The sequence below is a fragment of the Pseudomonas saponiphila genome, from assembly GCF_900105185.1.
GTDB lineage: Bacteria > Pseudomonadota > Gammaproteobacteria > Pseudomonadales > Pseudomonadaceae > Aquipseudomonas > Aquipseudomonas saponiphila.
The window spans coordinates 1,864,803-1,888,776 of the sequence record NZ_FNTJ01000001.1 but is presented as its reverse complement, the minus strand read 5'-3'; the positions used below and the strand labels follow the sequence as shown (position 1 = coordinate 1,888,776).

Genomic DNA, 23,974 nt, shown 5'->3' with positions numbered 1-23,974 from the left:
GCCTCAGCGGTATTCTTCGGGGGCTTCGCGTTCGAGGATTTCTTCAAGGTCGCTCAGGTCACCGCGTTCCTTGAGGATGCCGCTGACCTGGTCGATCCACACCTGCTCCGAGGCAATCCCCGCCCAGGACTGGCTGCCGAAGCCGTGATACGGCCGGTCGTCGAAGGTGCTGATCAGCAACTGGTTGAAACGCCCGGTTTCCAGCTTGTTGCGCTGGACCTGCACTTGTAGCGCCCCCAGCACCTTCTGCTGCTCTTGCGGGTTGGGGCGATAGCGGTACAGCCGTGGCGAGCTGAGCACCAGGAATTCCGGCGGCAGGTTTTCATCGATGGCTGCCTGCAGGCGGTAATGGCCATCGAGGATCAGGTGGCAGTTCAGGCCGCTGACGTACCACAGCAGGATCGGCGGCAAGCTGCCTTCGCGGGCTTTCTTGCGCCACCACTTCAAGCGCCCAGAATGCGGGTCCACGGCATGCAGGCCGACCACCGCGCCACCGTACTCCCCCAGCTCGACCCAGCGCGCCGTACCGGCCTGTTGGTTGTCGAGGATATTGCGGCCATGGATCGCCCACTGCGGCATGTGGCTCTGGGCATCTTCACCGCCCTTGAAGTACCAGGCTTCGGTGCCGCTGAGCATGGGTCGCATGGGTTTCTGGGACGCCGGACGCAGGGCCCGCACCAACCAGTAGCCGGGGTAGAAGAAGTCCGGCTGGTGCTGCATCAATTGCTGGACGAAGAGGCGGCTCCAGGCCTTGAGGCGCAGCGCCGGGTCGAGGCGCGCCTGTTGTTCCACCTGAGGTGAATCGATGGGGCCCACCAGGGTCTGCGGCAGTTGCTCCAGCAGGTCATTGCGCACCAGCCACACACCATAGAGGCAGCGGGACATGGTGCCCCAGAGCAGGGTCTGGTCCCCCAACACCAACTGCATGCGCTTGTTGTTGCCGCTGAGCAGGCACAGGTTGGGCTTGCCGCTGGCCGGACCTTTGACATCCACGCCGAGGCCGTTCCAGTGGCCGGCCAAATCCTCGATATCACGCCAGAAAATCTGTTCCACGATTGTCCCTAACCCTTGATCAATGACCGGCCCGGCGGCGGGCGCGACTATAGCAGATGGCTTGCCGGCGCTTTCTCCTGTAGGAGCTGGCTTGCCAGCGAAGGCGGCCAGCGCTTTACCCACGTCGGGCAATGACCGCCTCCACCTCATCCGCCAGTCCCTGCCCACTCAGGCACTGACGCACTTCGTCGCACCACTGCGCCTCCGTTTCATGACTGGCCCAGGCCTGGGTGGCGCTGTGGTAATGCGGCCGGTCATCGAAGGCCTGGATCAGTACCCGATTGAGGTTCTCGGTGCTCAGGGCCGGGTTGCGCGACACCGAGTCGCCACGCTTGCGCAGTGAATCCATGACCCGCTGCTGGTGCTCCAGGCTTGGCGCGAAGTCGCGCACCCGGGTGGCGCTGAGGACGATGAACGAGGGCGCAAGATTTTCCGCCAGGGCCGCCTGCAAGCGGTAATGGCCATCGATCACCACATAGGACGCCAGCCCGCCGACGTACCACAGCAAGACCGGCGGCAGGCTGCCCTCCCGAGCCTTCTTGCGCCACCACTTCAAGCGCCCGGCCTCGGGGTCGACACGGTGCAGGCCGATGAGCTTGCCGCCGCCGTGCCACCAGTCGATCCATTCCAGGGTCTGGGGTTGCAGGTTGTCGAGAAAATCCTCGCCGTACAGTCGCCAGTTGGGCAGGTGGGTCAGGGCGTCGTCCCGCGAGTTGAAGCGCCAATTATCCAGGCCGCGGGCGGTGCTGGGAGACTCCGGCAGCAGGCCCTGGGCCAGCCAGTAACCGGGGGTGAGAAAGTGCCGGGCGCTTTCGCTCAGACGGCTGACGAAATAGCGGCTCCAGGCCTTGATCCGCTGCTCGGGCGCCAGCGCCGCGTGCTGCTCGACCGTGGGTGAATCGATGGGCGCCAGCAGCCGGCATTCGGCGCCATCGGCCAGCGGGTTGCGCACCAGCCACACGCCGCCGTAATCCCGGGCCAGGGTGGCCCAGAACAACGGTGTGTCGTGGTGCATCAACCTGATCCGAGCGTTGGCGCCGGTGCGCAGGTACAGCGGCGGTTTGTCCGTGGCGCCCGGTTCGACCTCGACGCCGAGGCCACTCCAGTTGCCCAGGGTGTCTTCGATGTCGTGCCAGTAAAGCTGTTCTGCCATGGTTCCGGTCCTTGAACTGTCTGAAACGACAAAGCCCGACAGGGCTGCTGTCGGGCTTTGCGCGGCGGACTATAGCAAGGATCTGCGGACAGGCCGAAGCCACCCTGGTGGCGAGGGAGCTTGCTCCCGCTCGGGCGCGCAGCGGCCGTAAAACCTGAGTCTGCGATCCTCCTGAAGGAACGAGGTGCAGCCATTGGGGTGGCTGCGCCACCCAGCGGGAGCAAGCTCCCTCGCCACGGGAAGGCATTCCGACCGCTCGATTGGGCAGCGGCCGTAAAACCTGAGTCTGCGATCTTCCTGAAGGAACGAGGTGCAGCCATTGGGGTGGCTGCGCCACCCAGCGGGAGCAAGCTCCCTCGCCACAATCGTTCTATAGGCCCTCCAGCTCGGCCATCAGGTCGCTCAGCCGGTCCACCTTTTCCTCGCTGATTGCATTGGCACCCAGGCCTTCGATGTACGCAGCAAGTTCCTGCACCGTGCTGCACTCGAACATGGCCCGCAGCGGTACGTTGCGTTGCAGGGTTTTCTGCACCCGCGAGGCGATCTGGGTCGCCAGCAGGGAATGCCCGCCCAACTCGAAGAAGTTGTCGCGCACGCCCACCCGTTCGACCTTGAGCACCTCGGCCCAGATGTCCGTCAGGGTCTGCTCCAGTTCGCTGCTCGGGGCTTGATAGTCCTGGCTCTGCAACTGGCCGATCTCCAGGGCCGGCAGGGCCTTGCGGTCGAGCTTGCCGTTGGCGTTGAGCGGCAGGCGCGCAAGCCACAGCCAGTGCAGCGGCACCATGTATTCGGGCAGTTCGGCGCGCAGCCGCGGTTTGATCCGCTCCAGGCATTCGCTCGGGCTCAGGCTTGAGTCACTGGCCACCAGGTAGCCCACCAGATGCTTGCCGTTGGCCCCTTCCTGCACGCCCACGGCGGCATCGCGGATTTCCGGCTGTTCGTGCAGGCGCGCTTCAATCTCGCCCAACTCGATGCGGTAGCCACGGATCTTCACCTGATGGTCGATCCGGCCGACGTATTCCAGCACCCCATCGCTGCGCCGGCGGGCCAGGTCGCCAGTGCGGTACAGGCGTTCGCCCGCCGCACCGAACGGATGGGGCACGAAGGCCAGCGCGGTACGCAATGGGTCGCTGACGTAGCCACGGCCGACACCGGTGCCCGCTACGCACAGCTCGCCGACGGCGCCCAGGGGCACCAGCTCCAGGGCTTCGTCCATCAGGTACAGCCGGTTGTTGTCGGTGGGTGTACCGATGGGCAAGTAGGCGCCCCGGGTCGATGCCAGGTCCACCCGGAAGAAGGCCACGTCATCAGAACACTCCGCCGGACCGTAGGCGTTCACCAGACCGACCTGTGGATAACGCAGCAGCCATTGGTGCGCCAGTTCCGGTGGCATGGCCTCGCCGGTGGGCAGCATCCAGCGCAGGCTCTCCAGGGCGATGGCGTCCTGGGCGAGCATGCCCTGGATCAGCGACGGCACGCTCTCCAGCACCGTGATGCCCTGCTCCTCGACGTGGGCCAGTAGGCCCTGGGGATCGTGGGCGATGGCATTGGGCACGATGTCGACCCGGGCACCGAACAGCGGCGCGGCGAGGAACTGCCAGACCGAAATGTCGAAGCTCTGGGACGCGGTCTGGGCGATCACGTCAGCCTCGCTCAAGTGCAGGTACGGCACCTTGCTCAGTTGGTTGTTGAGCATGCCGCGCTGCTCCACCATCACGCCCTTGGGCAGGCCGGTGGAACCGGAGGTGTAGATCACGTAGGCCAGGTTGTCCGGCGCGCTATAGCGGCCCGGATTGCTTTCGGCATGCCCGGCGCCTTGCAGTTCTTCCCAGACCAGCAGCCGTGGCCGCCCGGCGCAGGCGAATTCGTCCAGTAGGGCCAGAGCCTGTTCGTGGCAGGCCGCGGTGCACACCAGGATCGGCGTGCGGCTGAGCTCGATGATGCGCCCCAAACGCTGGCTCGGCAGGCCCGGGTCCAGGGGCAGGTAGCCGGCCCCGGCCTTGAAGCTGCCGATGATCATGCCCAAGAGTTCCAGGCCGCGCTCGGCCAGCAAGGCCACGGGTTGGTCGAAGCCCACGCCGTGGGCGATCAAGGCATGACCCAGGCGGTTGCTGTCGCGGTTCAACTCGGCGTAGCTGTGGCGCTGGTCCAGGCAACTGGCGGCCACGCGCTGCGGGTGCGCCGCCACTTGAGCCTCGAACAGCTCCACGTAGCTGCGCTCCAGTGGATACGGGTGCGCGCTCTGATTGCAGCCGGCGAGCAGGAAGTCCTGCTCCTCTGCACCCAGCAGCGGCAGTTCGGACATGTCGCCATGCAAACCCTGCATCAACGCCAGCAACAAGCGCTTGAACTCGCCGAGCATGCGCTCGATGGTCGCCTGTTCGAAGTAGCGCTGGTCGTAGGACAGGTGCAGGCCCAGGTCATCCCCCGGGTAGCACACCGCAGTGATCGGGAAGTTGGTGTGAGTACGGCCGGAATCCGAACTGGCGTTCAGGCTCTGGGCGCGGTCGAGCACCGAGACTTCCACCGGGGCGTTTTCGAACACGAACAGGCTGTCGAACAGCGGCTGGCCCTTGGGCAGCTCACTGCATTCCTGAATCGCCACCAGCGGCAGGTATTCGTATTCACGCAGCTGCATGTTGCGGTCGAGCAGGTCGCCAAGCCACTGGCGCACGCTGCAACGCTGGCCCTCTTCGGGCAGCTTGACCCGCAGCGCGATGCTGTTGATGAACAAACCAACGGTACGTTGCATCTCCGGCATCTCAACCGGGCGCCCGGCCACGGTGACCCCGAACAGCACGTCGCGCTCACCGCTCATGCGCCGCAGCACCAGGGCCCAGGCCGCCTGGGCGAAGGTGTTGACGGTCAGCTGGTGCTGCTGCGCCAACTCGCGCAGTTGCGCGCCGTCCCGGGCATCGAGACGGGTGTAACAGTCGCCGACGATCATGCCGCCGCTGTCACCGGCGTGTTCGCGCAGGAATGGCCGGTCGCTGGGGATCGGCGTGGTGCGTTCGAAACCTGCAAGGTTCTGCCGCCACCACTGCCGCGCCTCGGACAGGCTCTGGTGTTGCAGCCAGCCGATGTAGTCGCGGTAACGCGGTGGCGCCGCCAGTTGCGCCTCACGGCGTTCGCCGAGGGCGGTGTAGATCTCGAAGAAATCATTCATCAGCAGCGAGCGGCACCAGGCATCGATGAGGATGTGGTGATTGCTCATCATGAACCAGTAGCGCGCGGCGCCGACGCGGATCAGCCGCAGGTGGAACGGCGCCTGGTTGAGCAGATCGAAACCGGCCTCGCGTTCCTGCTTATGCAGGGCTTGCAGCTTGGGTTCCTGCTCGGCCTCGGGCACCGCGCTCCAGTCGAGGAACTCGATCGGGGTACGGCCCGGCTTGTGGATAACCTGCAGCATGTCTTCGCCGACGTTCCAGCAGAACGACGCGCGCAGCGCTTCATGCCGGGCCACCACCGCCTGCCAGGCCTGGGCGAAACGCTGCGGGTCCAGCTCGCTGTTGATGCGGTAGCGGTCCTGCATGTAGTACAGGCCGGTGCCCGGCTCCAGCAGGGTGTGCAGCAGCATGCCTTCCTGCATCGGGGTCAGCGGGTAGACGTCCTCGATCTGCACAGCCGGCACCGGCAGGCCATCGAGCTGGGCCTGAGTCAGGCGCGCCAGGGGGAAGTCCGACGGCGTCAGGCCACCGGCATCGTCACCCAGGCAATGGGCAATCAGACTCTGCAGCTCACTCAGGTAGGCGTCCGCCAGTTCGCCGATCAGCTCGGCGTCGAAGCGCTCGGCGCTGTAGGTCCAGCGCAGCACCAGCTCGCCGCCGTAGACCTGGCTGTCGATACTCAGCTCGTTGGGCAACGGCGCCTCTGGGGCGTGGGCCGGGCCGACGGATTCGTCCAGCGGACGCAGCAGCGCATCGGCGCCAAAACTCTGGTCGAACTGGCCCAGGTAGTTGAAGGTCACCGGCGCCAGCGGCAGCGCCGCCAAGGCTTCGCGGCAGGCGTCATCGGCCAGGTAGCGCAGCACGCCGTAGCCCAGGCCCTTGTGCGGCACGGCCCGCAGTTGTTCCTTGATGACCTTGATCGAGGCGCCCTGCCCGGCCGCTTCTTCCACCTGCAACGGGGTCAGGCGCAGCGGATAGGCGCTGGTGAACCAGCCCACGGTACGGGTCAGGTCGATCTCGTCGAACAGCGCTTCACGGCCGTGACCTTCCAGTTGCACCAGGGCCGAAGGCTGCCCGCTCCAGCGGCACAGCACCCGGGCCAGGGCGGTCAGCAGCAGGTCGTTGACCTGGGTGCGGTAGGCCGCCGGGGCCTGTTGCAGCAACTGCCGGGTGCGCTCGGCATCCAGGGTCACGCTGTGGCTGCGGGCCTGCTGATGCTGCTGGCGGCCAGCGGCATTCAGGCCCGGCAGTTGCGCGGCCGGGCCGGCCAGTTGCTGTTGCCACCAGCCGAGTTCTTCACGCAGGGATTCGCTGCCGGCATAGGCTTGCAGGCGGCTCGACCAGTCCCGCAGGGCGCTGGTCTTGGCCGGCAGGCTCAGGCTCTGCCCGGCTTGCAGCTGGCGATAAGCGTTCTGCAGATCCTCCAGCAGCACGCGCCAGGACACGCCGTCCACCACCAGGTGGTGGATGGCCAGCAGCAGGCGTTGCTCGCCTTGCGGCCCGTCCACCAGTACCGCCCGCAGCAGCGGCCCGTGTTCCAGGTCGAGGCTGCGCTGGGCATCGGCGAACAGCGCCTCGCAGGTGGCCATGGACGGCACCCGCACTTGCCACAGCAGCGGCGCGTCGGACAGCGGCAGGTACTCGGCGCGCCATTGCCCATCCAGCGCTTTGAAACGCAGGCGCAGGGCGTCGTGCTGCTCCAGCACCGCCAGCAGCGCTTGCTCAAGCAGTTGCGCATCGAGCACACCCAGCGGCTCCAGTAGCAGCGCCTGGTTCCAGTGCTGCGGCTGGGGAATGGCCGCGTCGAAGAACCAGTGCTGGATCGGTGTCAGCGGCGCTTCGCCACTGAGCTGACCCTGCTCGGCGCTGACCTGTTGAGTGTGGCTGGCAACCTGGGCCAGGGTCTGCACGGTCTGGTGCTGGAACAGGTCGCGCGGGGTGAAGTGCAGCCCCAGTTGGCGGGCGCGGCTGACCACCTGGATCGACAGGATCGAGTCGCCCCCCAGTTCGAAGAAATTGTCGTTGAGGCCCACCTGCTGCAGGTTCAGCACTTCGCCCCAGACCTTGGCCAGGGTCTGCTCCAGCGCGTTGCTCGGCGCCACGTACTGCTGGCGATTGAGCTCCGGGTCCGGCATTGGCAGGGCCCGGCGGTCGAGCTTGCCGTTGGCGGTCAGCGGCATGCTGGCCAGCAGGATCAGGTGGGTCGGCACCATGTAGTCCGGCAGCTGGGTTTTCAGCTGCTGCTTGAGGGCTTCGCGCAGGTTGGCCTGCTGCACTTCGTTGTGCTCGGCCACCTCGCTCACCAGATAAGCGGCCAGCTGCTTGCCCGCCGGGGTGTCCAGGGCCAACACCACCGCTTCGCGCACGGCCGGATGATCCAGCAGGCGGGTTTCGATCTCCCCCAGCTCGATGCGGAAACCGCGGATCTTCACTTGGTGGTCGACCCGGCCGATGTACTCCAGCTGGCCGTCGGCGCACTGGCGCACCAGATCGCCGGTGCGGTACAGGCGCCCACCATCCGTGGCGAACGGGTCGGCGACAAAACGCTCGGCGCTCATCCCCGGACGACGGTGATAACCCTGGGCCAGCCCGGCCCCCCCGACATACAGCTCACCGGTGGCGCCGGGCGGCACCAGCGCCAGATCGGCATCGAGAATGTAGGCCACCCGCGCCCCGACGATACTGCCGATCGGCACACTGGCCACGCCTTCGGCCAACTGCTGCGGCGCCAGGCTGGCCAGGGGCATGACCACGGTTTCGGTGGGGCCGTAGGCGTTGAAGAACAGGCTCGGCTGGAAGGCCGCGCGGATGCGTTGCAGGTGCTCGCCGGTCAGGGCTTCGCCACCGGTGATGCACATGCGCACCGGCAGGGTCTGCTGCTGGCTGGCCAGATGCTGGGCCAGTTGGCTGCCGTAGCTCGGGGTGAAGCCGAGGATGCTGATGCGGTGCTGACGGATCAGCTGGCAGATCTCTTCGGCGTCCCACTGGCCCTGGGCCCGCAGCACCACCTGGGCGCCGCTGAGCAGCGGCACCAGCAAGCGCTCGGTGGCGGCGTCGAAGTTGATGGAATAAAAATGCAGCTCGCAGTCGTCCGGGCGCATGCCGAAACGGCGGATCACCGCCCGGCAGTGCATGGCGATTTCCCCGTGGGACACCACCACGCCCTTGGGCTGGCCGGTGGAGCCGGAGGTGTAGATCAGGTACGCCTGATGCTGCGGCAGGCTGATCAACGGCAGCTCGCTGGCCGGGTAGTCGGCCAGGCGCGGACCGTCCTCCTCCAGGCACCAACGGCCGACACCCGCCGGCAACTGGCCCAGGGCGGTGAACATCCGCGCATCGCTGAGCAGCAGGCCGAGGCCGCTGTCTTCGATCATGTAGTGCAGGCGGTCCAGGGGGTATTCCGGGTCCAGGGGCACGTAGGCGCCACCGGCCTTGAGGATCGCCAGCAGGCCGACGACCATCTCCAGGGAACGCTCCAGGGCCAGGCCGACGCGCACCTGCGGGCCCACGCCGCGCTCACGGAGCATCCAGGCCAGGCGATTGGCGCGGCTGTCCAGTTCGCTGTAGCTCAGGGTCTGCCCGGCGAAGCTCAGGGCCGGGGCATCGCCGCGGGCCAGGGCCTGCTCGCTGAACAGCTGGTGGATGCACTGATCCAGGCGTTGCTCGCCGGGCTCGGCGCTCAGGCTGTCCAGCAGCTGTTGCTGCTCCTCGGCGTGCAGCAGCGGCAATTCGCACAGGCGCCGTTGCGGATCGTCGATCAGGGCCTGCAGCAGGTTGCGCCAATGACCGGCCATGCGCGCAATACGCGGCTCATCGAACAGGTCGGTGCTGTAGGTCAGGCAGCAACCCAGGCGCTGATCCAGGTCGGTGACTTCCAGGTTGAGGTCGAACTTGGTGGCGCGGGCATCGTTGACCAGATACTCCACGGTCATGCCCGCCAGTTGCCGGCTTTGCTGGAACTCCCAGCGCTGGACGTTGCACATCACCTGGAACAGCGGGTTGTAGGCGGCGCTGCGCGGCGGTTGCAAGGCTTCCACCAGATGGTCGAACGGCAGGTCCTGGTGCGACTGGCCCTCGATCACCGTGTGGCGCACCTGCTCCAGCAACTGGCCGACGCTCATCTGCCCATCGAGCTGGCAGCGCAGCACCTGGGTATTGAGGAAGGCGCCGATCAGCCCTTCGCTTTCCGGGCGGATGCGGTTGGCCACCGGCGCGCCGATGCGCAGGTCAGTCTGGCCGCTGTAGCGGTAGAGCAGCAGCGCCAGGGCGGCGGTCATGGTCATGAACAGGGTCAGGCCGTGTTCGGCATTGAAGGTGCGCACCCGGGCCGCCAGCTCGTCGCTCAAGTCGAAGCGGTACAGCTCGCCCTGGTGGCTTTGCACCGCCGGCCGTGGCCGGTCGCTGGGCAGTTCCAGCAGCGGGTGTTCGCGGCCCAGTTGCCCGGTCCAGTAATCCAGCTGGCGCTGGCGCTCGCCGGACTCCAGCCACTGGCGCTGCCACACGCTGTAGTCCAGGTATTGCACGGGCAAGGGTTCCAGCGGCGACTCGCGGTCGTCGAGGAAGGCTTCGTACAGCGCGCCCAATTCGCGGGCGAAGATGTCCATGGCCCAGCCTTCGGTGACGATGTGGTGCAGGGTCAGGACGAAGTAGTGTTCCTGCTCGCCGGCCTTGACCAGGCAGGCGCGCAGCAAGGGGCCGGTCTCCAGGTCGAAGGGCTGGTGCGCCTCGCTGTCCGCCAGCTGTTGCAGGCGTTGTTGCCGGGCATCCGGGGCCAGGGCGGAGAAATCCTTCCAGGCCATGCGCAGGCCGCTGTCGGCGTGCACCTGCTGATGGGCCACGCCGTTGACGCTGGGGAAGGTGGTACGCAGGGTTTCATGACGCTGGATCAGCGCTTGCAACGCCGCCTCGAAGCGCCCCACGTCCAGCACCCCTGACAGCCGCGCCATGCCGCCCACGTTGTAGGCCGGGCTGTCGGGTTCCATCTGCCAGAGGAACCACATGCGCTGCTGGGAATAGGACAGCGGCACCGGCTGGCTGCGGTCGACCCGGGCCATCGGCGGCTGCTGGTTGCGCGCGCCGGACTGCTGGATCAGCAGCACCTGCTCGGCAAAGTCTCCCAGCTCGCTGGCTTCGAACAGCGCCCGCAGCGGCAGCTCGACATCGCAGGCCTGGCGGGTGCGAGAGATGATCTGGGTGGCCAGCAGCGAATGCCCGCCCAGGGCGAAGAAGTCGTCCTTGAGGCCGATCCGTGGCTGGCCCAGCACGTCGCGCCAGATGGCGGCGAGCTGCCGTTCCAGATCGGTGCCCGGTTCGACGTGCTCGCGCACCTGCCATAGCGGCTCCGGCAGGGCCCGGCGGTCGAGCTTGCCGCTGGGGCTCAGGGGCATGGCTTCCAGGCGCAGCAGTTGCGCCGGCACCATGTACTCCGGCAGTTCGGCGGCCAGGGCGGCCTTCAGCCGGGCGCTGAATTGGGTTTCGTCTTCATCGCTGGCATGGGCGGTGTAGTAGCCGATCAACTGCGGGCCGGCGACGGTGTCGCTCACCAGCACCGCGGCCTGGGCCACGCCGTCCTGGGCCAGCAGCCGCGCTTCGATTTCCTGCGGCTCAACCCGAAAGCCCCGCAGCTTGACCTGCTGGTCGAGGCGACCGAGGTATTCCAGCACGCCATCAGCGCACCAGCGCACGCGGTCACCGGTGCGGTACAGGCGCGCGCCCTCCTCACTCAGCGGGTCGACTACAAAGCGCTCGGCGGTCAGCGCCGGGCGTCCCAGGTAACCCCGGGCCAGGCCCTGGCCGCTGATGCACAGCTCACCCGGAACCCCGGCGGGCAGCGGGTTGAGCTCGGCATCCAGTACCCGGCACAGCACATTGCCCAGCGGACGACCGATGGGCGAACGCGAGCCATCATCGACCGAGCACGGCCAATGGGTGACGTTGATCGCGGTTTCGGTCGGGCCGTAACGGTTGTGCAGTTGCGCGTTCGGCAAGAGCTCCAGCAGGCGGTCGCGCAGCTCGGCGGGCAAGGCTTCGCCACCGGAGAACACCCGGCGCAGGCTGTGGCATTCAGCGCTCAGCGGTTCATCGACGAACAGCTGCAACAGCGGCGGCACGAAGTGCAGCGTGGTCACGCCATATTCCTGGACCAACTGGGCGATGCGATGGGGATCGCGGTGCTCGCCGGGGGCGGCGAGCAGCAGGCGGCAGCCGCTGATCAGCGGCCAGAAGCATTCCCACACCGACACGTCGAAGCTGATGGGGGCCTTCTGCATCAGCACATCGTCGGGCTGCAATTGATAGCTGTCCTGCATCCATTGCAGGCGTTCCATCAGCGCGCGATGGGTGTTGCCCACGCCCTTGGGCTGACCGGTGGAACCGGAGGTGTAGATCACATAGGCCAGGTGCTCGCCGTCCAGGTGCAGGCCCGGGGCGTGGCTCGGCCAGCTGTCGAGCTTGAGGCTGTCCAGGGCGATGGCACTGACGCCCGGAGCCTCGGGCATCTGGTCGAGCAGGTGGGTCTGGGTCAGCAGCAGTTGCACGCCGCTGTCGGCGAGCATGTAGGCCAGGCGTTCGGCGGGGTAATCCGGGTCCAGGGGCACGTAGGCGCCACCGGCCTTGATGATCGCCAACAGGCCGATCAGCAGCTGCGGCGAACGCTCGGCGGCGATGGCCACGCACACGTCCGGGCCCACGCCCTTGTCCCGCAGGTAGTGGGCCAGGCGGTTGGCCTGGGCATGGAGTTCGGCAAAGCTCAGCTGCCCGCCGTCCCACACCAGCGCGGTGCGCTCCGGGGTCTGCTGCAGTTGTTCATGCAAACGTTCCGGCAACCAACGCTCGGCCGGCGCACAGGGCGCCATGCTCCATTGCTGCAGTTGCGCCGCTTCGGCCTTGCCGAGCAACGGCAAGTCGCCCAGGGCGCTGTCCGGTTGCTGGCAGGCGTGTTCCAGCAAGCTGATGAAATGCCCGGCCAGGCGCTCGATGGTCGCCGCGTCGAACAGTTCGTCGGCGTAGTCGAAGGCCAGGCTCAGGCGGCCGTTGCGCTCTTCCTCGCTGTGCAGTTGCAGGTCGAACTTGGCCTCGCGGCTGTGCCACGGCAGCTCTTCGGCCAGCAGCCCCGGCAGGCGGCGCAAGGCGCCAAGATCACGCTGCTGATGGTTGAACATGACCTGGAACAGGCCCTGTTCACGGGCTTCGGGGAAGGCTTCGAGCAGTTGTTCGAAGGGCAGGTCCTGGTGAGCCTGGGCTTCGAGCACGGTGCTGCGAACCTGTTGCAGCAGCTCGGCGAAGGTCTGGCGCCCATCCAGTTGGCCGCGCAAAACCTGGGTATTGATGAAGAAGCCCAGCAGGCCCTGGGTTTCCAGGCGCGGGCGGTTGGCATTGGGCACGCCGATGCGGATCTCGGTCTGCCCGCTGTAGCGATGCAGCAGGGTCTGGAAAGTGGCCAGCAACAGCATGAACGGCGTGACCTGCCAGGCCTGGGCGGTCTGGCGCACGGCCTCGCTGAGGGTCACACCGAGGCGTTGGCTGTGGCGCGCGGCGCTGTGGCGGAGCTGGGCCGAGCGCGGGTGATCGGTGGCCAGGCTGAGCACCGGGGCCTCATCGGCCAGTTGCTGCTTCCAGTAGTCCAGCTGGCGCTGGCCTTCACCCTGGGCCAGCCACTGGCGCTGCCAACTGCCGTAGTCGGCGTATTGCAGGGTCAGGGGCGGCAGTTCCAGGCCCTGGCCTTGAACCGCAGCGGCATAGAGCCGGGAGAACTCGTCGAGCAGCACATTCAGCGACCAACCGTCGGCGATGATGTGGTGCAGGGTCAGCAGCAACTGGTGCTCTTCATCGTCCAGGCGCACCAGGGTCGCCCAGTACAGCGGGCCCTTTTCCAGGTCGAACTGGGTGCGGGCTTCGTCTTCGCGAATCTGCCGCGCCCGGGCTTCGCGCTCGGCCGGCGGCAGGTCGCTGAGGTCGATCACCTGCAGGTTGAACTCACCGGCCGCGTCCACCTGTTGCAGGGCCTGGCCGTCGCGCTCGAAGAACCGCGTACGCAGCGCTTCGTGGCGCTGCAGCAGGTGCTGGAAGCTGGCGCGCAGGGCGTCTAGGTCCAGCTCGCCGCGCAGGCGCAGGCCGCCGGGAATGTTGTAGGCGCTGCTGTGCGGGTCCAGTTGCCAGGTGATCCACAGGCGGTTCTGCGCCAGGGATTGGGGCAGCGGCTGCTGGCGCGACAGGGCCTGGATGCTGCCCTGGGCCACGCCCCCGTCCTGTTGCAGGCGCGCCACGGCGGCCGTGAAGGCGCCCAGGGTCGGTGCCTCGAACAGCAGCCGCAGGCTCAGCTCCAGGCCCAGTTCCTCACGCAGACGGGCCGTGACCTGGGTGGCGGCAATCGAGTTGCCCCCCAGCAGGAAGAAGTGATCGTCGGCGGCCACGGCGGCGCATTGCAGGTGCTCCTGCCAGATCCGCCCGATCAGGTTTTGCAGCGCGTCGTCGGACGCTTCCTGAACGCTGGCGGGTGCGGCGTCGGCCTGGGGGAACAGCGCGTAGTGATCCAGGCTGCCATCGGCCAGCCGGGTGCGGCAGGCGGAACGCTGCAATTTGCCGCTGGAGGTCTTCGGCAAGGCCCCGGGGTTGAGCAGCACCACCACGCTGGGTGCTTCCTGGCAGGCTTCGGCCACCGCCTGGCGAATGGCCTTGATCAGCGCCTCGGGGGGCAGGATCTTCTGCACGCTGCGGCTGATTTCCGCGGCGATGCCGATGCCTTCCTGGCCCTGGTCGCTGACCGCGAACGCCGCCACCCGGCCCTTGCGCACCACTTCCACTTCGCGCTCGATGGTCTTTTCGATGTCCTGGGGATACAGGTTGTGCCCGCGCACGATCAGCAGGTCCTTCAGGCGCCCGGTGATGAACAGCTCACCGTCGCGCAGGAAGCCCAGGTCGCCGGTGCGCAGCCAGGTGCGGCCGGCATGCTGGACGAAGGTCTTGGCCGTGGCCTCGGGATTGCGCCAGTAGCCATGGGCGATGCTTGGCCCGGCGGCCCAGACTTCGCCGATGCGGTTGTCAGGCAGCTCGCTGAGCTGTTGCGGGTCCATCACCAGCACTGCGTGTTCAGGCTGGCTGAAACCGCAACTCATCATGGCGCTGCCCGGCCCCGGCTCCACGCGGTTCTGCGCCAGGGCCTGGTCGTCCAGGTGCAAGGCCGGGATGCCCTGGCCGCGTACACCGCCAGCGACGAACAGGGTGGCCTCGGCCAGACCGTAGGAAGCCAGGAAGTTGTCGCGCGCAAAACCGCTGGCGCTGAATTTTTCGGCAAAGCCTTCCAGGGTGTCGAGGCGGATCGGCTCCGAACCTGAATAGGCCACGCGCCAGCGGCTGAGGTCGAGACGCTCCAGGGCCGATTCGCTGACCCGCTCGCTGCACAGGCGGTAGGCGAAATCCGGGCCGCCGCTGATGGTGCCGCCATACTCGCTGATCGCTTCCAGCCAGCGCACGGGCCGCGCCAGGAAGTAGGCCGGCGACATCAGCACGCAGGGCACGCCGCTGAAGATCGGTTGCAGCAGGCCGCCGATCAGGCCCATGTCGTGGTACAGCGGCAGCCAGCTGACGATCACATCGTCCGGGTTGAGATCGATGCCGAAGCCGCGGCGGATCAGCAGTTCGTTGGCCACCAGGTTGCCGTGGCTGACCTGTACGCCCTTGGGCAGCGCGGTGGAGCCGGAGGTGTATTGCAGGAAGGCGATGTCGTCGTCCTTGAGCTCAACGGCCTGCCAATCTTCGGCCAGCCCGGGGGCCAGGGTATCCACGCACAGCAGTGGCGGTGCGCCCGCGGCCTTGAGTTCATCCAGTTGCAACAGTGAGTCCCGCAGCCCGGCACTGGTCAGCAGCAACCGTGGCTCGGCATCGGCCAGGATCGACAGCAGCCGCTCCTGGTGATGGCGCCGGGTCGACTCCGGCGGATAGGCCGGCACCGCGATCACCCCGGCGTACAGGCAACCGAAGAACGCCGCGACGTAGTCCGGGCCGCTGGGGAACAGCAGCACCGCGCGGTCGCCGAACTGGGCGTTGGCTTGCAGGGCTGCGGCAATGGTTCGCGCGCGAAGGTCCAGGTCCCGGTAACTGAGGACCACGCTCTGCTCCTGCTCTTGGGCGAGAAACCGTAACGCCACTTGATCAGGGGCCAGGACTGCCCGGCGTTGAAGGGCTTGGGCCAGGGTGCTGGGGAGTTCGAACGCGTCCGTCATGGGGTTTCCTGCCAGGAGTGTGCTTGCGATGGAGAGCGGCCCCTGCCCTGCCATGCCCCTGGCCACCCACCGACAATCAACGGCTTGGCCACAGGTCACAGGCATCCGCAAGGCGCCACGCCCGGGCTTGCTGCCCGGAATCTTTCTCCCATGGGAACGGATGACCTCGGCAAATAATTAGTCCCCACCGGCCCTGGCAAGACCCGCTCCGGCCCCTGAATGAGCCGCTGTTCTCAATCTGCACCGCTAGAGAGCATTAGTTCTTTTTCTCAATTGACAATCATTATCATTCAGCCTAATTTGTCGCTCGATGTGTAGGACAGGTCAGACTTTTCTGACGTCCCACTTACCTCTTTGCAACAAGGTGATTTCCATGACGGAACCAGTATCCACAAGCAGGTGCGATTCACCGTTACTCCAGGCTTTTGTCGACAACCGCCTGATCCTGGTCAAGATCGCAGCACGGATTACCGGCTGCAGGTCCCGGGCTGAAGACGTGGTCCAGGACGCCTTTTTCCGCTTGCAGTCGGCCCCGCAAATCACCTCCTCGTTCAAGGCCCAGCTCAGCTACCTGTTCCAGATCGTGCGCAATCTGGCCATCGACCATTACCGCAAGCAGGCGCTGGAGCAGAAGTATTCGGGCACCGAAGAGGAAGGCTTGAATGTGGTGATTCATGGCGCTTCGCCCGAAACCTCGCACATGAACTTTTCCACCCTGGAACACATTGCCGATGCCCTGACCGAATTGCCCAGCCGCACCCGCTGCGGATTTCGGTGAACGTGACCGAGCGTTTCGCTAATACGTGACCGGTGCTTCCACCCCGGTTGCGCGGGTTCTGGATTGTAATCGCATCGGTCACGATGCGGCTTGTTCCTCGGCTTTTTTTCGGCGCAGCGACTCGCCTTTCATCGTCAGTCGGTAGGCGTTGTGCACCAGGCGGTCGAGGATGGCATCGGCCAGGGTCGGGTCGTTGATCCAGCCGTGCCAGTGCTCGATGGGCAGTTGGCTCGTCAGGATGGTGGAGCGGCTGCCAGCGCGGTCGTCGATCACCTCCAGCAGGTCATGCCGGGCTCCTTCCTCCAGCGGGGCTAGCGCCCAGTCGTCCAGCACCAGGACGTCGACCTTTGCCAGCTGTTGCAGGGTACGGCCGAAGCTGCCGTCGCCATGAGCGATGCGCAGTTGTTCCAGCAGGCGCGGGGTGCGCAGGTACAGGGTGCTATAGCCCTGGCGGCAGGCCTGGTTGCCCAGGGCGCAGGCCAGCCAGGTTTTGCCGGCACCGGTCGGGCCGGTCAGCAGCAGGTTGTGCTGCTGGCGGATCCAGTCGCCACTGGCCAGGGTGGCGATCAGACGCTCGTCCAGGGCGCGTCCGGTGCGGCGGTCGAGATCTTCCAGGCAGGCGTTGGCGTACTTGAGCTTGGCCTTCTTGCGCAGCCGTACCAGGCGCTGGTTGTCACGCCAGGCCAGTTCGCGGTCGAGCAGTAGGCCGAGGCGTTCATCGAAGCTCAGGCTGTGGCTGGCCGGCAGCGTCCATTGCTCTTCCAGGGCGCGGGCCATGCCGTCCAGGCGTAGCTGGTGCAGTTGATTCAGGGTGTGTTGCGGCATCATCGAACAGCTCCTGTTGCGGGGGTTGGTAGTAGTCGGCGCCACGGACGTTCTCGTGGTCGCCGGGTAAGGTCGTTTCGGCGGCACGCTGGGGCAGCGGCTGTTGATCCAGGCCTTGCTGGAGCAGGTTGCGCACGCTGCGCCCGGTGAAGGCGCGCAGGTGTACGGCACGTTCGGCAGCGGCTTCCAGGCGTGCATTGCCATAGCGCCGGGCCAGCGAGAGCAGGCCGAGGCAGGCGCGGTAGCCCATCTCCGGGTGCGGCTTGTGGGTCAGTTGGTGATCGATCAGTTGGCGCGTGTAGGGGCCGATCCGCGCGCCCCAGTCGAGCAGGCGTTGTGGCGTCCATTCGCGATGCGCCTGGTGCGCCGCGGGCATGTGCTCGCGCTGGGTACTGTAAGCGCCGCGTCGCCCCAGCAGCAGGTGGCTGGCCACCCGCCGGTTGCCATGCAGCACTTCCAGGGTGTGTGCCGTCAGTCGCACGTCCACGTTCTGCCGGGCCAGGGCGGAGGGCACGCTGTAGAAGCTGCCATTGACCTCGATGTGGTAGTCGATGCTGACCTTGCAGCGCTTGAAGGTGGCGACCTCGTAGGGATGCACCGGCAGCGCTCGCAAGGCCGGGCGATCCAGGCGCTCGAACCAGTCGCGCCGGCAGCCATCGAGCCGCTTGAACGGGCGCCGATTCAGATCCTCCAGCAGCTCGGCGATGGCCTGGTTAAGCGCATGCAGGCTGAAGAACTGCCGATGGCGCAGCCGCGCCATGATCCAGCGCTCGACCACCTGCACCGCCACCTCGGCCTTGGCCTTGTCCTGAGGCTTGCGTGGCCGTGCCGGCAGGATCACCGTCTGGTAATGACGCGCGCACTCCAGCGTGGCCCGGTTCAGGCCCGGCTCGTAGCGATCCGGCTGGGCGACCAGGGCGCGCGGATTGTCCGGCACAACCATTTCCGGCACGCCGCCAAAGTAGGTCAGAGCCTGGCCCAGCGAGGTCAGCCAGTCCACCTGGGTTTCGCCTGGCGTCGCGCAGGCATAGGTGTAATTCGAGGCGCCCAGGGCGGCGACGAAGATGTGCGCCCGGCGCACTTCGCCGGTGGCCGGGTCGACCACCGGCAGCGTCGGCCCGGCATAGTCGATGAATAGCTTCTCGCCCGCACGGTGCAGCTGACGCATCGAACGTTTGAGCGTCTGGGCGTAGCGCCGGTAGTGCTCGACGAACTGGGTGTAGCGGTAGGTCGGCTGGCCCGCATGCGCGGCGAGATATTCCTCCCACAGCAGCTGCAAGGTCACGCCCTTGCGTCGCAACTCGCGGTGGATGCTCAGCACATCGGGCAGCACTCGCTCACCGCGCGGCTTGTTCGTCGACGTCGGTGCAAACAAGGCGGCCGCCAGCGCGGCCTCGTCCATGGCCACCAGCGCCGGCCAGTCCAGCCCGGCCACCCGCGCCGCCGCGATGTACTTGCTAACCACGCCCTTGGACAGCTGCAAGGCACGGGCAATCTTCTCGTGGGACAAGCCGGCCTCAAACTTGAGGCGCAGACATTCTTTGATGTTTCGCATGGCTACTCGCGGCGCCGCCATCTTCCTCTCCCGAAATCGGTCGAGGATGGCGGCGCATCAGGTCATGCGCAACGAAGGGGAAGGCTTTCGCTAAGTCGTGACCGGCGATTTCGGTAAGCCGTGACCACCTGTTTCGGAACAGGCGGAAAATCGGTCACGTTGCTACCGAAATGAGCGGTCACGCGTTAGCGAAATGACCGGTCACGATCAACCGAAACGGCCGGTCACGGTGCTCCGAAATCCGCACACCCGCTATGCCTTCGAGATGTATCGCTTGCACGGGGTCCCGCAAAAGGACATCGCCAAGGAGCTGGGCGTCTCGCCGACCCTGGTCAATTTCATGATTCGCGATGCCCTGGTGCATTGCCGCAAAGTCTCGGGCAACCGCCCCGATAGCTTCGCCCGGCGCTGAGCGCCGAGCACCGCTCACCCCTCCAGCAGGCCACTGCACCCCAGCACCAGCAACGCGGCACGTTTGTGCAAAAGATCGAAGTCCTGCCGGCAGTACCGACAACGGTTTGGCCCGGCACAGGCATCGGCGTGGGCGGGTGGCGGTGGCGGCGCGCCCGGCGGGTCCAGGTACAGCGCGTGCACCTGGGCCGACAGCCAGAACGCCAACTGATCCTGCCGCTCGGCCTGGGGCCCCGGGGCCAAGGACTCCTGGCCCTGGCTGCGCCATGCCGGGAACAACCGAGGCCGGGCGCCAACCTCATCGATGCCCGATAGCACGGCCGCCGACAGGATTTCGACACTCAGCGGACTTACAAGGGACATGGCAGGCCTCACCGTCAAAGGGCATTCAAGCAAGTGACGTGGGCCGGCGGGAAAAATTTAGGCGCCCCTCGGGGCGCCAGGGGCTCAGGCGTGGGGCACGGGCATCACGACGATGCGGTAGGGGTCGAAGATCTTGCGCATCTGGCCGTTGTCCCGCAGTTTTTGCAGCAGCCCGGCAAAGTCCTCGGCGCTGATCGGCGCCTGGGGGCGGATCAGGCTGTAGTGGTGGTAAACCTGGTCGATGCGCTGGGACACCAGCAACTGGCCGTCGTCCTGGACATTGCGGGCCAGGAAATCGCTGAGGTAGGAGCGGGTCACCAGGGCTATGTCCGCCCTGCCCCGCAGGACCATCAGCAGGTTGCTGTCGTGGGAATAGGTAAGCGTGGCGTTGTAGGTGTCGGCCAGGTACTTGGGGTCGGCGTTGAACTGGGCAAAGGCGTAGTGATAGCCACTGAACAGTGCCAGGCGCTTGCCCTTGAGGTCGGCGAAATACTCCTGGCCACGATTGGGCTGGCGCTGGGCGACGAAGATCTCCGCATCCTCCAGGCCCATGTCGACGCTGGTGTGGTCAATGTCCTTCCAGCCCCAGGCCGGATTCTCGAAGATCGCCAGGTCGACCCGGCCTTGTTCGAAATCGCGGAAACGCCGGGGAATCGAGGTCGGCACCAGGACGAACTGGTACTTGCTCTGGGACTGGTTCAGGGCCTCCACCAGCTGCGGCAACAGGCCAGTGTCGGCACCGGTTTCAGGACGGACGGTATAGGGCGGAAAATGCGCCGCCGCGACCCGCACCAGTTGCGCCGAGGAGACTGGACAGACCCAAAGGGTTGCCAGCGCCAGCAAGAGCATTCGCAAGGCTGATCGCAGCGACAAGGACATCAAGGCAACCCACCTCGGACAAAAGAAAAATAATGCTCTAAAGCTAGGCGCTTTAAGGCTCTTCGACAACGTTGCACGGCAGAATCAGTCGGCCTGCGAATGATCCTTGAGCACCAGCAGCAGGGCCTCCTCGGCCAACTGCTCCAGGGTCATGCTGCCCTGGGCCCGAAACCAGGTGGTGGTCCAGGACAACGCGCCCGTGAGAAAGCGCCGAGTGATGAACACATCGCCCTTGATAAACCCGGCGGCCTTGGCCTCCCCCAGCACCTGGAGCCAGATCTGTTCATAGATGTCGCGCAGGGCCAGCACCTCGGCCTGACCTTGCGCAGACAGCGAACGCCATTCGTACACCAGCACCGCCATGGCTTCGCCGCTGCCGCCCATGATCGATTGCAGTTCGCAGCGGATCAGCGCCAGCACCCGCTCGCGCACGCTGCCGGCCTCGGCCAGCTCGGCGCGCATCAGGGCGGTGTTGTAGTGGATGGTTTCCTGCATCACCGCCCGCAGGATGTCGTCCTTGCTCTTGAAGTGGTGAAAGATGCTGCCGGACTGGATGCCCACCGCGCTGGCCAGATCGCGCACCGTGGTGCGTTCGTAGCCCTTGTTGCGAAACAGATGGGCGGCGGTCTGCAACAGTTTGCCCCGGGCACTGTCGGGATCGGTCACTTGCCCGCTGGCAATCAGCTCGCGTACCACCTGCAAGGCTTTTTGCTCGTCCACCGGTGTTCTCCTAGCGTCACTTCATCAAGAGCCCAGCCCGAAACCGGCTGTAGCGCGCGCAATTTAAGCTCCCCGGGATCACCAAGCAAGCGCTTGGGCAGAAGAATCCATCGGCCCATTTACAAACCAAGCGCTTGCTTGGTAGCCTCCTCGCAGTTGTTTTTCCGAGAGCCCTGCCATGACCAAGACTGTACGAATCGGCTGCGCCAGCGCCTTCTGGGGCGACACCTGCAGCGCCGCCGCGCAACTGGTGCACGGCGCACGCCTGGACTACCTGGTGTTCGACTATCTGGCCGAGATCACCCTGTCGATCATGGCCGGTGCACGCCTGAAGGACCCGAACGCCGGTTACGCCACGGACTTCGTCGAGGTGCTCGCTCCCTTGCTGGGCTCGATCCATGCACAGAAGATCCGCGTCATCAGCAATGCCGGCGGGGTCAATCCCCACGCCTGCGCCCATGCCTTGCGCGCCGCCTGCGAGCAGGCCGGGGTGCCGCTGAAGATCGCCGTGCTGCTGGGGGACGACCTGCAACCGCAGTTCAAGCAACTGGCCAGCGCCGGGATCAAGGAGATGTTCAGCGGCGCGCCCCTGCCGCCGATGTGTGTCTCCATCAATGCCTACCTTGGTGCCCCGGGCATCGTCGAAGCCCTGGGCCTGGGGGCGGATATCGTGATCACCGGGCGCGGCGTCGACAGCGCGGTGGTCAGCGCCGCCCTGGTCCACGAGTTCAACTGGTCGTGGCAGGACTACGACCGCCTGGCCCAGGCCGCCCTGGCCGGGCACATCATCGAATGCGGCGCCCAGTGCACCGGCGGCAACTTCACCGATTGGCGCGACGTACCGGACTACGAGCACATCGGCTTTCCCATCGTCGAGGTCGAAGCCGACGGCCGGTTCGTGGTCAGCAAGGCGCCAGGCAGCGGCGGGCTGATCAGCCCGCTGACGGTTGGCGAACAATTGCTGTACGAAATCGGCAATCCACAGGCGTACCTGCTTCCGGATGTGGTGTGCGACTTCTCCGAGGTGCAACTGCATCAGCAAGCGCCGAATGCCGTGGCGGTGCAGGGCGCCAAGGGCCTGCCCCCCAGCCACCAGTACAAGGTCAGCGCCACCTACCCGGACGGCTTCCGCTGCACCGCCAGTTGCCTGATGGCCGGGATCGATGCAGTAGCCAAGGCGCGCCGGGTCAGCCAGGCGATTATCGACAAGACCCGCGAGATGTTTGCCCAGCGTGGCTGGCCGGACTACAGCGAAGTCAATATCGAGCTGCTGGGCAGCGAAGCCACCTACGGTCCCCACGGCCGCCGCCAGGACAGCCGCGAAGTGGTGATCAAGCTGGCGGTACGTCACCCGCACAAGGCGGCGCTGGTGCTGTTCTCCCGGGAAATCGCCCAGGCCGCCACCGGCATGGCCCCGGGCCTGACCGGAATTGTCGGCGGGCGGCCCACGGTCTATCCGGTCATCCGTCTGTTCTCGTTTCTGCTGGACAAGGACGCCTGCCAGCTGCACATCGACTTTGCCGGCCAGCAGCATCCCTGTACCCTGCCCCGGACCGGGCCGCTGGACCCTGGCGCCCTGCCCGCCGCGCATTCACTGCCCAAGCCCCAAGGCCGTCCCGATGCCAGCGTGCCCCTGGTCAAGCTGGCGGTGGCGCGCTCGGGCGACAAGGGCAACCACAGCAACATCGGCGTGCTGGCGCGCCACCCCGACTACCTGCCATGGATCGCCGAAGCCCTGACTCCCGAAGTGCTGGCGGACTGGATGGGCCACGTGCTCGACCCAGTCCACGGCCGCGTACAGCGCTGGTACCTGCCGGGCACCCACAGCCTCAATTTCCTCCTGGAAAACGCCCTGGGCGGCGGCGGTGTCGCCAGCCTGCGCATCGACCCGCAAGGCAAGGCCTTCGCCCAGCAGTTGCTGGAGATCCAGATCCCGGTGCCGCAGCGCATCGCCGACGCCGTCAATTAAAGGAGTTGCCGTGGTGTACGAGTCGATTTTCAAAGACCGATTGTTTGCCGGCCAGACCATCATCGTCACCGGCGGCGGCAGCGGTATTGGCCGCTGCACCGCCCATGAACTGGCGGCCCTCGGCGCCCGGGTGCTGCTGGTGGGGCGCAAGGCGGAAAAACTGCAGCAGGTGGCCGGGGAAATAGCCGAAGACGGCGGCCTGGCCCACTGGCAGGCCTGCGACATTCGCGACGAGGACGCGGTCAAGGCCCTGGTGGCGCAACTGATCGAAGGTTTTGGTCCGATCCACGGCCTGGTGAACAATGCCGGCGGCCAATACCCGGCGCCGCTGGCGTCGATCAATCAGAAGGGCTTCGAGACTGTGTTGCGCACCAATCTGGTGGGCGGTTTCCTCATGGCCCGGGAAGTCTTCAACCAGTCCATGAGCCGCCACGGCGGGAGCATCGTCAACATGCTCGCCGACATGTGGGGCGGCATGCCGGGCATGGGCCACTCCGGCGCGGCGCGCTCGGGGATGGACAACTTCACCAAGACCGCAGCCTTCGAATGGGGCCATGCCGGGGTTCGGGTCAACGCCGTGGCCCCGGGCTGGATCGCCTCCAGCGGCATGGACACTTACCAAGGTGCGTTCAAGGCGGTGATCCCCACCCTGCGCGAGCACGTGCCGCTCAAGCGCATTGGCACGGAGTCGGAAGTCAGCGCCGCGATCGTGTTTCTGCTCAGCCCCGGCGCGGCCTTTATCAGCGGCAGTACCCTGCGCATCGACGGCGCCGCCAGCCTCGGCAGCCGCGCCTGGCCATTGAGCAAGGCGCACAACAGTGAGTCGTACAACGGTTTTCACCGGGCCTACCTGCCCGATGTGCTCAAGGGCGAGGAGTAAG

Annotated in this window: 10 protein-coding genes and 2 pseudogenes; 4 read left to right on the top strand and 8 right to left on the bottom strand. The window is 66.3% G+C overall.

The features are described 5' to 3' along the window. Positions 1 to 3: 3 nt before the first annotated feature. The 3 genes from BLV47_RS09000 to BLV47_RS08990 form a co-directional block, all read right to left on the bottom strand. Positions 4 to 1,053: a hypothetical protein gene (locus BLV47_RS09000; protein ID WP_092312312.1), complete on the bottom strand. Its 1,050-nt coding sequence runs from the start codon at positions 1,051 to 1,053 to the stop codon at positions 4 to 6. Positions 1,054 to 1,168: 115 nt separating this feature from the next. Next, complete coding sequence (locus tag BLV47_RS08995; RefSeq protein ID WP_092312309.1) at positions 1,169 to 2,206, bottom strand: hypothetical protein; 1,038 nt, start codon at positions 2,204 to 2,206, stop codon at positions 1,169 to 1,171. Between the two features lie 370 nt (positions 2,207 to 2,576). Beyond that, positions 2,577 to 15,593: a non-ribosomal peptide synthetase gene (locus BLV47_RS08990; RefSeq protein ID WP_092312306.1), complete on the bottom strand. Its 13,017-nt coding sequence runs from the start codon at positions 15,591 to 15,593 to the stop codon at positions 2,577 to 2,579. A gap of 373 nt (positions 15,594 to 15,966) precedes the next feature. On the opposite strand from BLV47_RS08990, the pseudogene BLV47_RS08985 reads away from it, so the two are divergent. Next, positions 15,967 to 16,365: pseudogene (locus BLV47_RS08985) on the top strand (RNA polymerase factor sigma-70); the annotation flags it as partial. 84 nt (positions 16,366 to 16,449) lie between these two features. Here BLV47_RS08985 and istB read toward each other — a convergent pair. Together istB and istA are read right to left on the bottom strand one after the other, a co-directional pair. Beyond that, complete coding sequence (gene istB / locus BLV47_RS08980) at positions 16,450 to 17,199, bottom strand: IS21-like element IS1474 family helper ATPase IstB (protein ID WP_062838242.1); 750 nt, start codon at positions 17,197 to 17,199, stop codon at positions 16,450 to 16,452. After that, on the bottom strand, positions 17,087 to 18,772 hold the full coding sequence (istA, locus tag BLV47_RS08975; protein ID WP_062838241.1) for an IS21 family transposase: 1,686 nt from the start codon (positions 18,770 to 18,772) through the stop codon (positions 17,087 to 17,089). The genes istB and istA overlap by 113 nt, the downstream gene beginning before the upstream one ends. Before the next feature lie 226 nt (positions 18,773 to 18,998). On the opposite strand from istA, the pseudogene BLV47_RS08970 reads away from it, so the two are divergent. Further along, positions 18,999 to 19,163 (top strand): annotated as a pseudogene (locus BLV47_RS08970) (sigma factor-like helix-turn-helix DNA-binding protein); the annotation flags it as partial. A 14-nt stretch (positions 19,164 to 19,177) separates the two neighbouring features. Here the strand turns inward: BLV47_RS08970 and BLV47_RS08965 are convergent. From BLV47_RS08965 to BLV47_RS08955, 3 genes are all read right to left on the bottom strand, one after another. Beyond that, positions 19,178 to 19,525, bottom strand: a complete 348-nt coding sequence (locus BLV47_RS08965) for a pyoverdine biosynthesis protein (RefSeq protein WP_092312303.1) — start codon at positions 19,523 to 19,525, stop codon at positions 19,178 to 19,180. Positions 19,526 to 19,609: 84 nt separating this feature from the next. Then, complete coding sequence (locus tag BLV47_RS08960; RefSeq protein WP_092312300.1) at positions 19,610 to 20,404, bottom strand: substrate-binding periplasmic protein; 795 nt, start codon at positions 20,402 to 20,404, stop codon at positions 19,610 to 19,612. 84 nt (positions 20,405 to 20,488) lie between these two features. Continuing rightward, positions 20,489 to 21,124: a TetR/AcrR family transcriptional regulator gene (locus BLV47_RS08955; protein WP_092312297.1), complete on the bottom strand. Its 636-nt coding sequence runs from the start codon at positions 21,122 to 21,124 to the stop codon at positions 20,489 to 20,491. Positions 21,125 to 21,302: 178 nt separating this feature from the next. On the opposite strand from BLV47_RS08955, the gene BLV47_RS08950 reads away from it, so the two are divergent. Both BLV47_RS08950 and BLV47_RS08945 read left to right on the top strand, forming a co-directional pair. Continuing rightward, positions 21,303 to 23,093: an acyclic terpene utilization AtuA family protein gene (locus tag BLV47_RS08950; RefSeq protein WP_092312294.1), complete on the top strand. Its 1,791-nt coding sequence runs from the start codon at positions 21,303 to 21,305 to the stop codon at positions 23,091 to 23,093. Positions 23,094 to 23,103: 10 nt separating this feature from the next. Continuing rightward, a complete protein-coding gene (locus BLV47_RS08945; RefSeq protein WP_092312291.1) occupies positions 23,104 to 23,973 on the top strand; it encodes an SDR family oxidoreductase in 870 nt (289 codons plus the stop codon). Position 23,974 lies beyond the last annotated feature (1 nt).

Coding starts and splice junctions, on each gene's coding strand:
- BLV47_RS08950 (WP_092312294.1), top strand. CDS start 21,303: ATGACCAAGACTGTACGAATCGGCTGCGCCAGCGCCTTCTGGGGCGAC.
- istA (WP_062838241.1), bottom strand. CDS start 18,772: ATGGCGGCGCCGCGAGTAGCCATGCGAAACATCAAAGAATGTCTGCGC.
- istB (WP_062838242.1), bottom strand. CDS start 17,199: ATGATGCCGCAACACACCCTGAATCAACTGCACCAGCTACGCCTGGAC.
- BLV47_RS08990 (WP_092312306.1), bottom strand. CDS start 15,593: ATGACGGACGCGTTCGAACTCCCCAGCACCCTGGCCCAAGCCCTTCAA.
- BLV47_RS08960 (WP_092312300.1), bottom strand. CDS start 20,404: ATGTCCTTGTCGCTGCGATCAGCCTTGCGAATGCTCTTGCTGGCGCTG.
- BLV47_RS08965 (WP_092312303.1), bottom strand. CDS start 19,525: ATGTCCCTTGTAAGTCCGCTGAGTGTCGAAATCCTGTCGGCGGCCGTG.
- BLV47_RS08995 (WP_092312309.1), bottom strand. CDS start 2,206: ATGGCAGAACAGCTTTACTGGCACGACATCGAAGACACCCTGGGCAAC.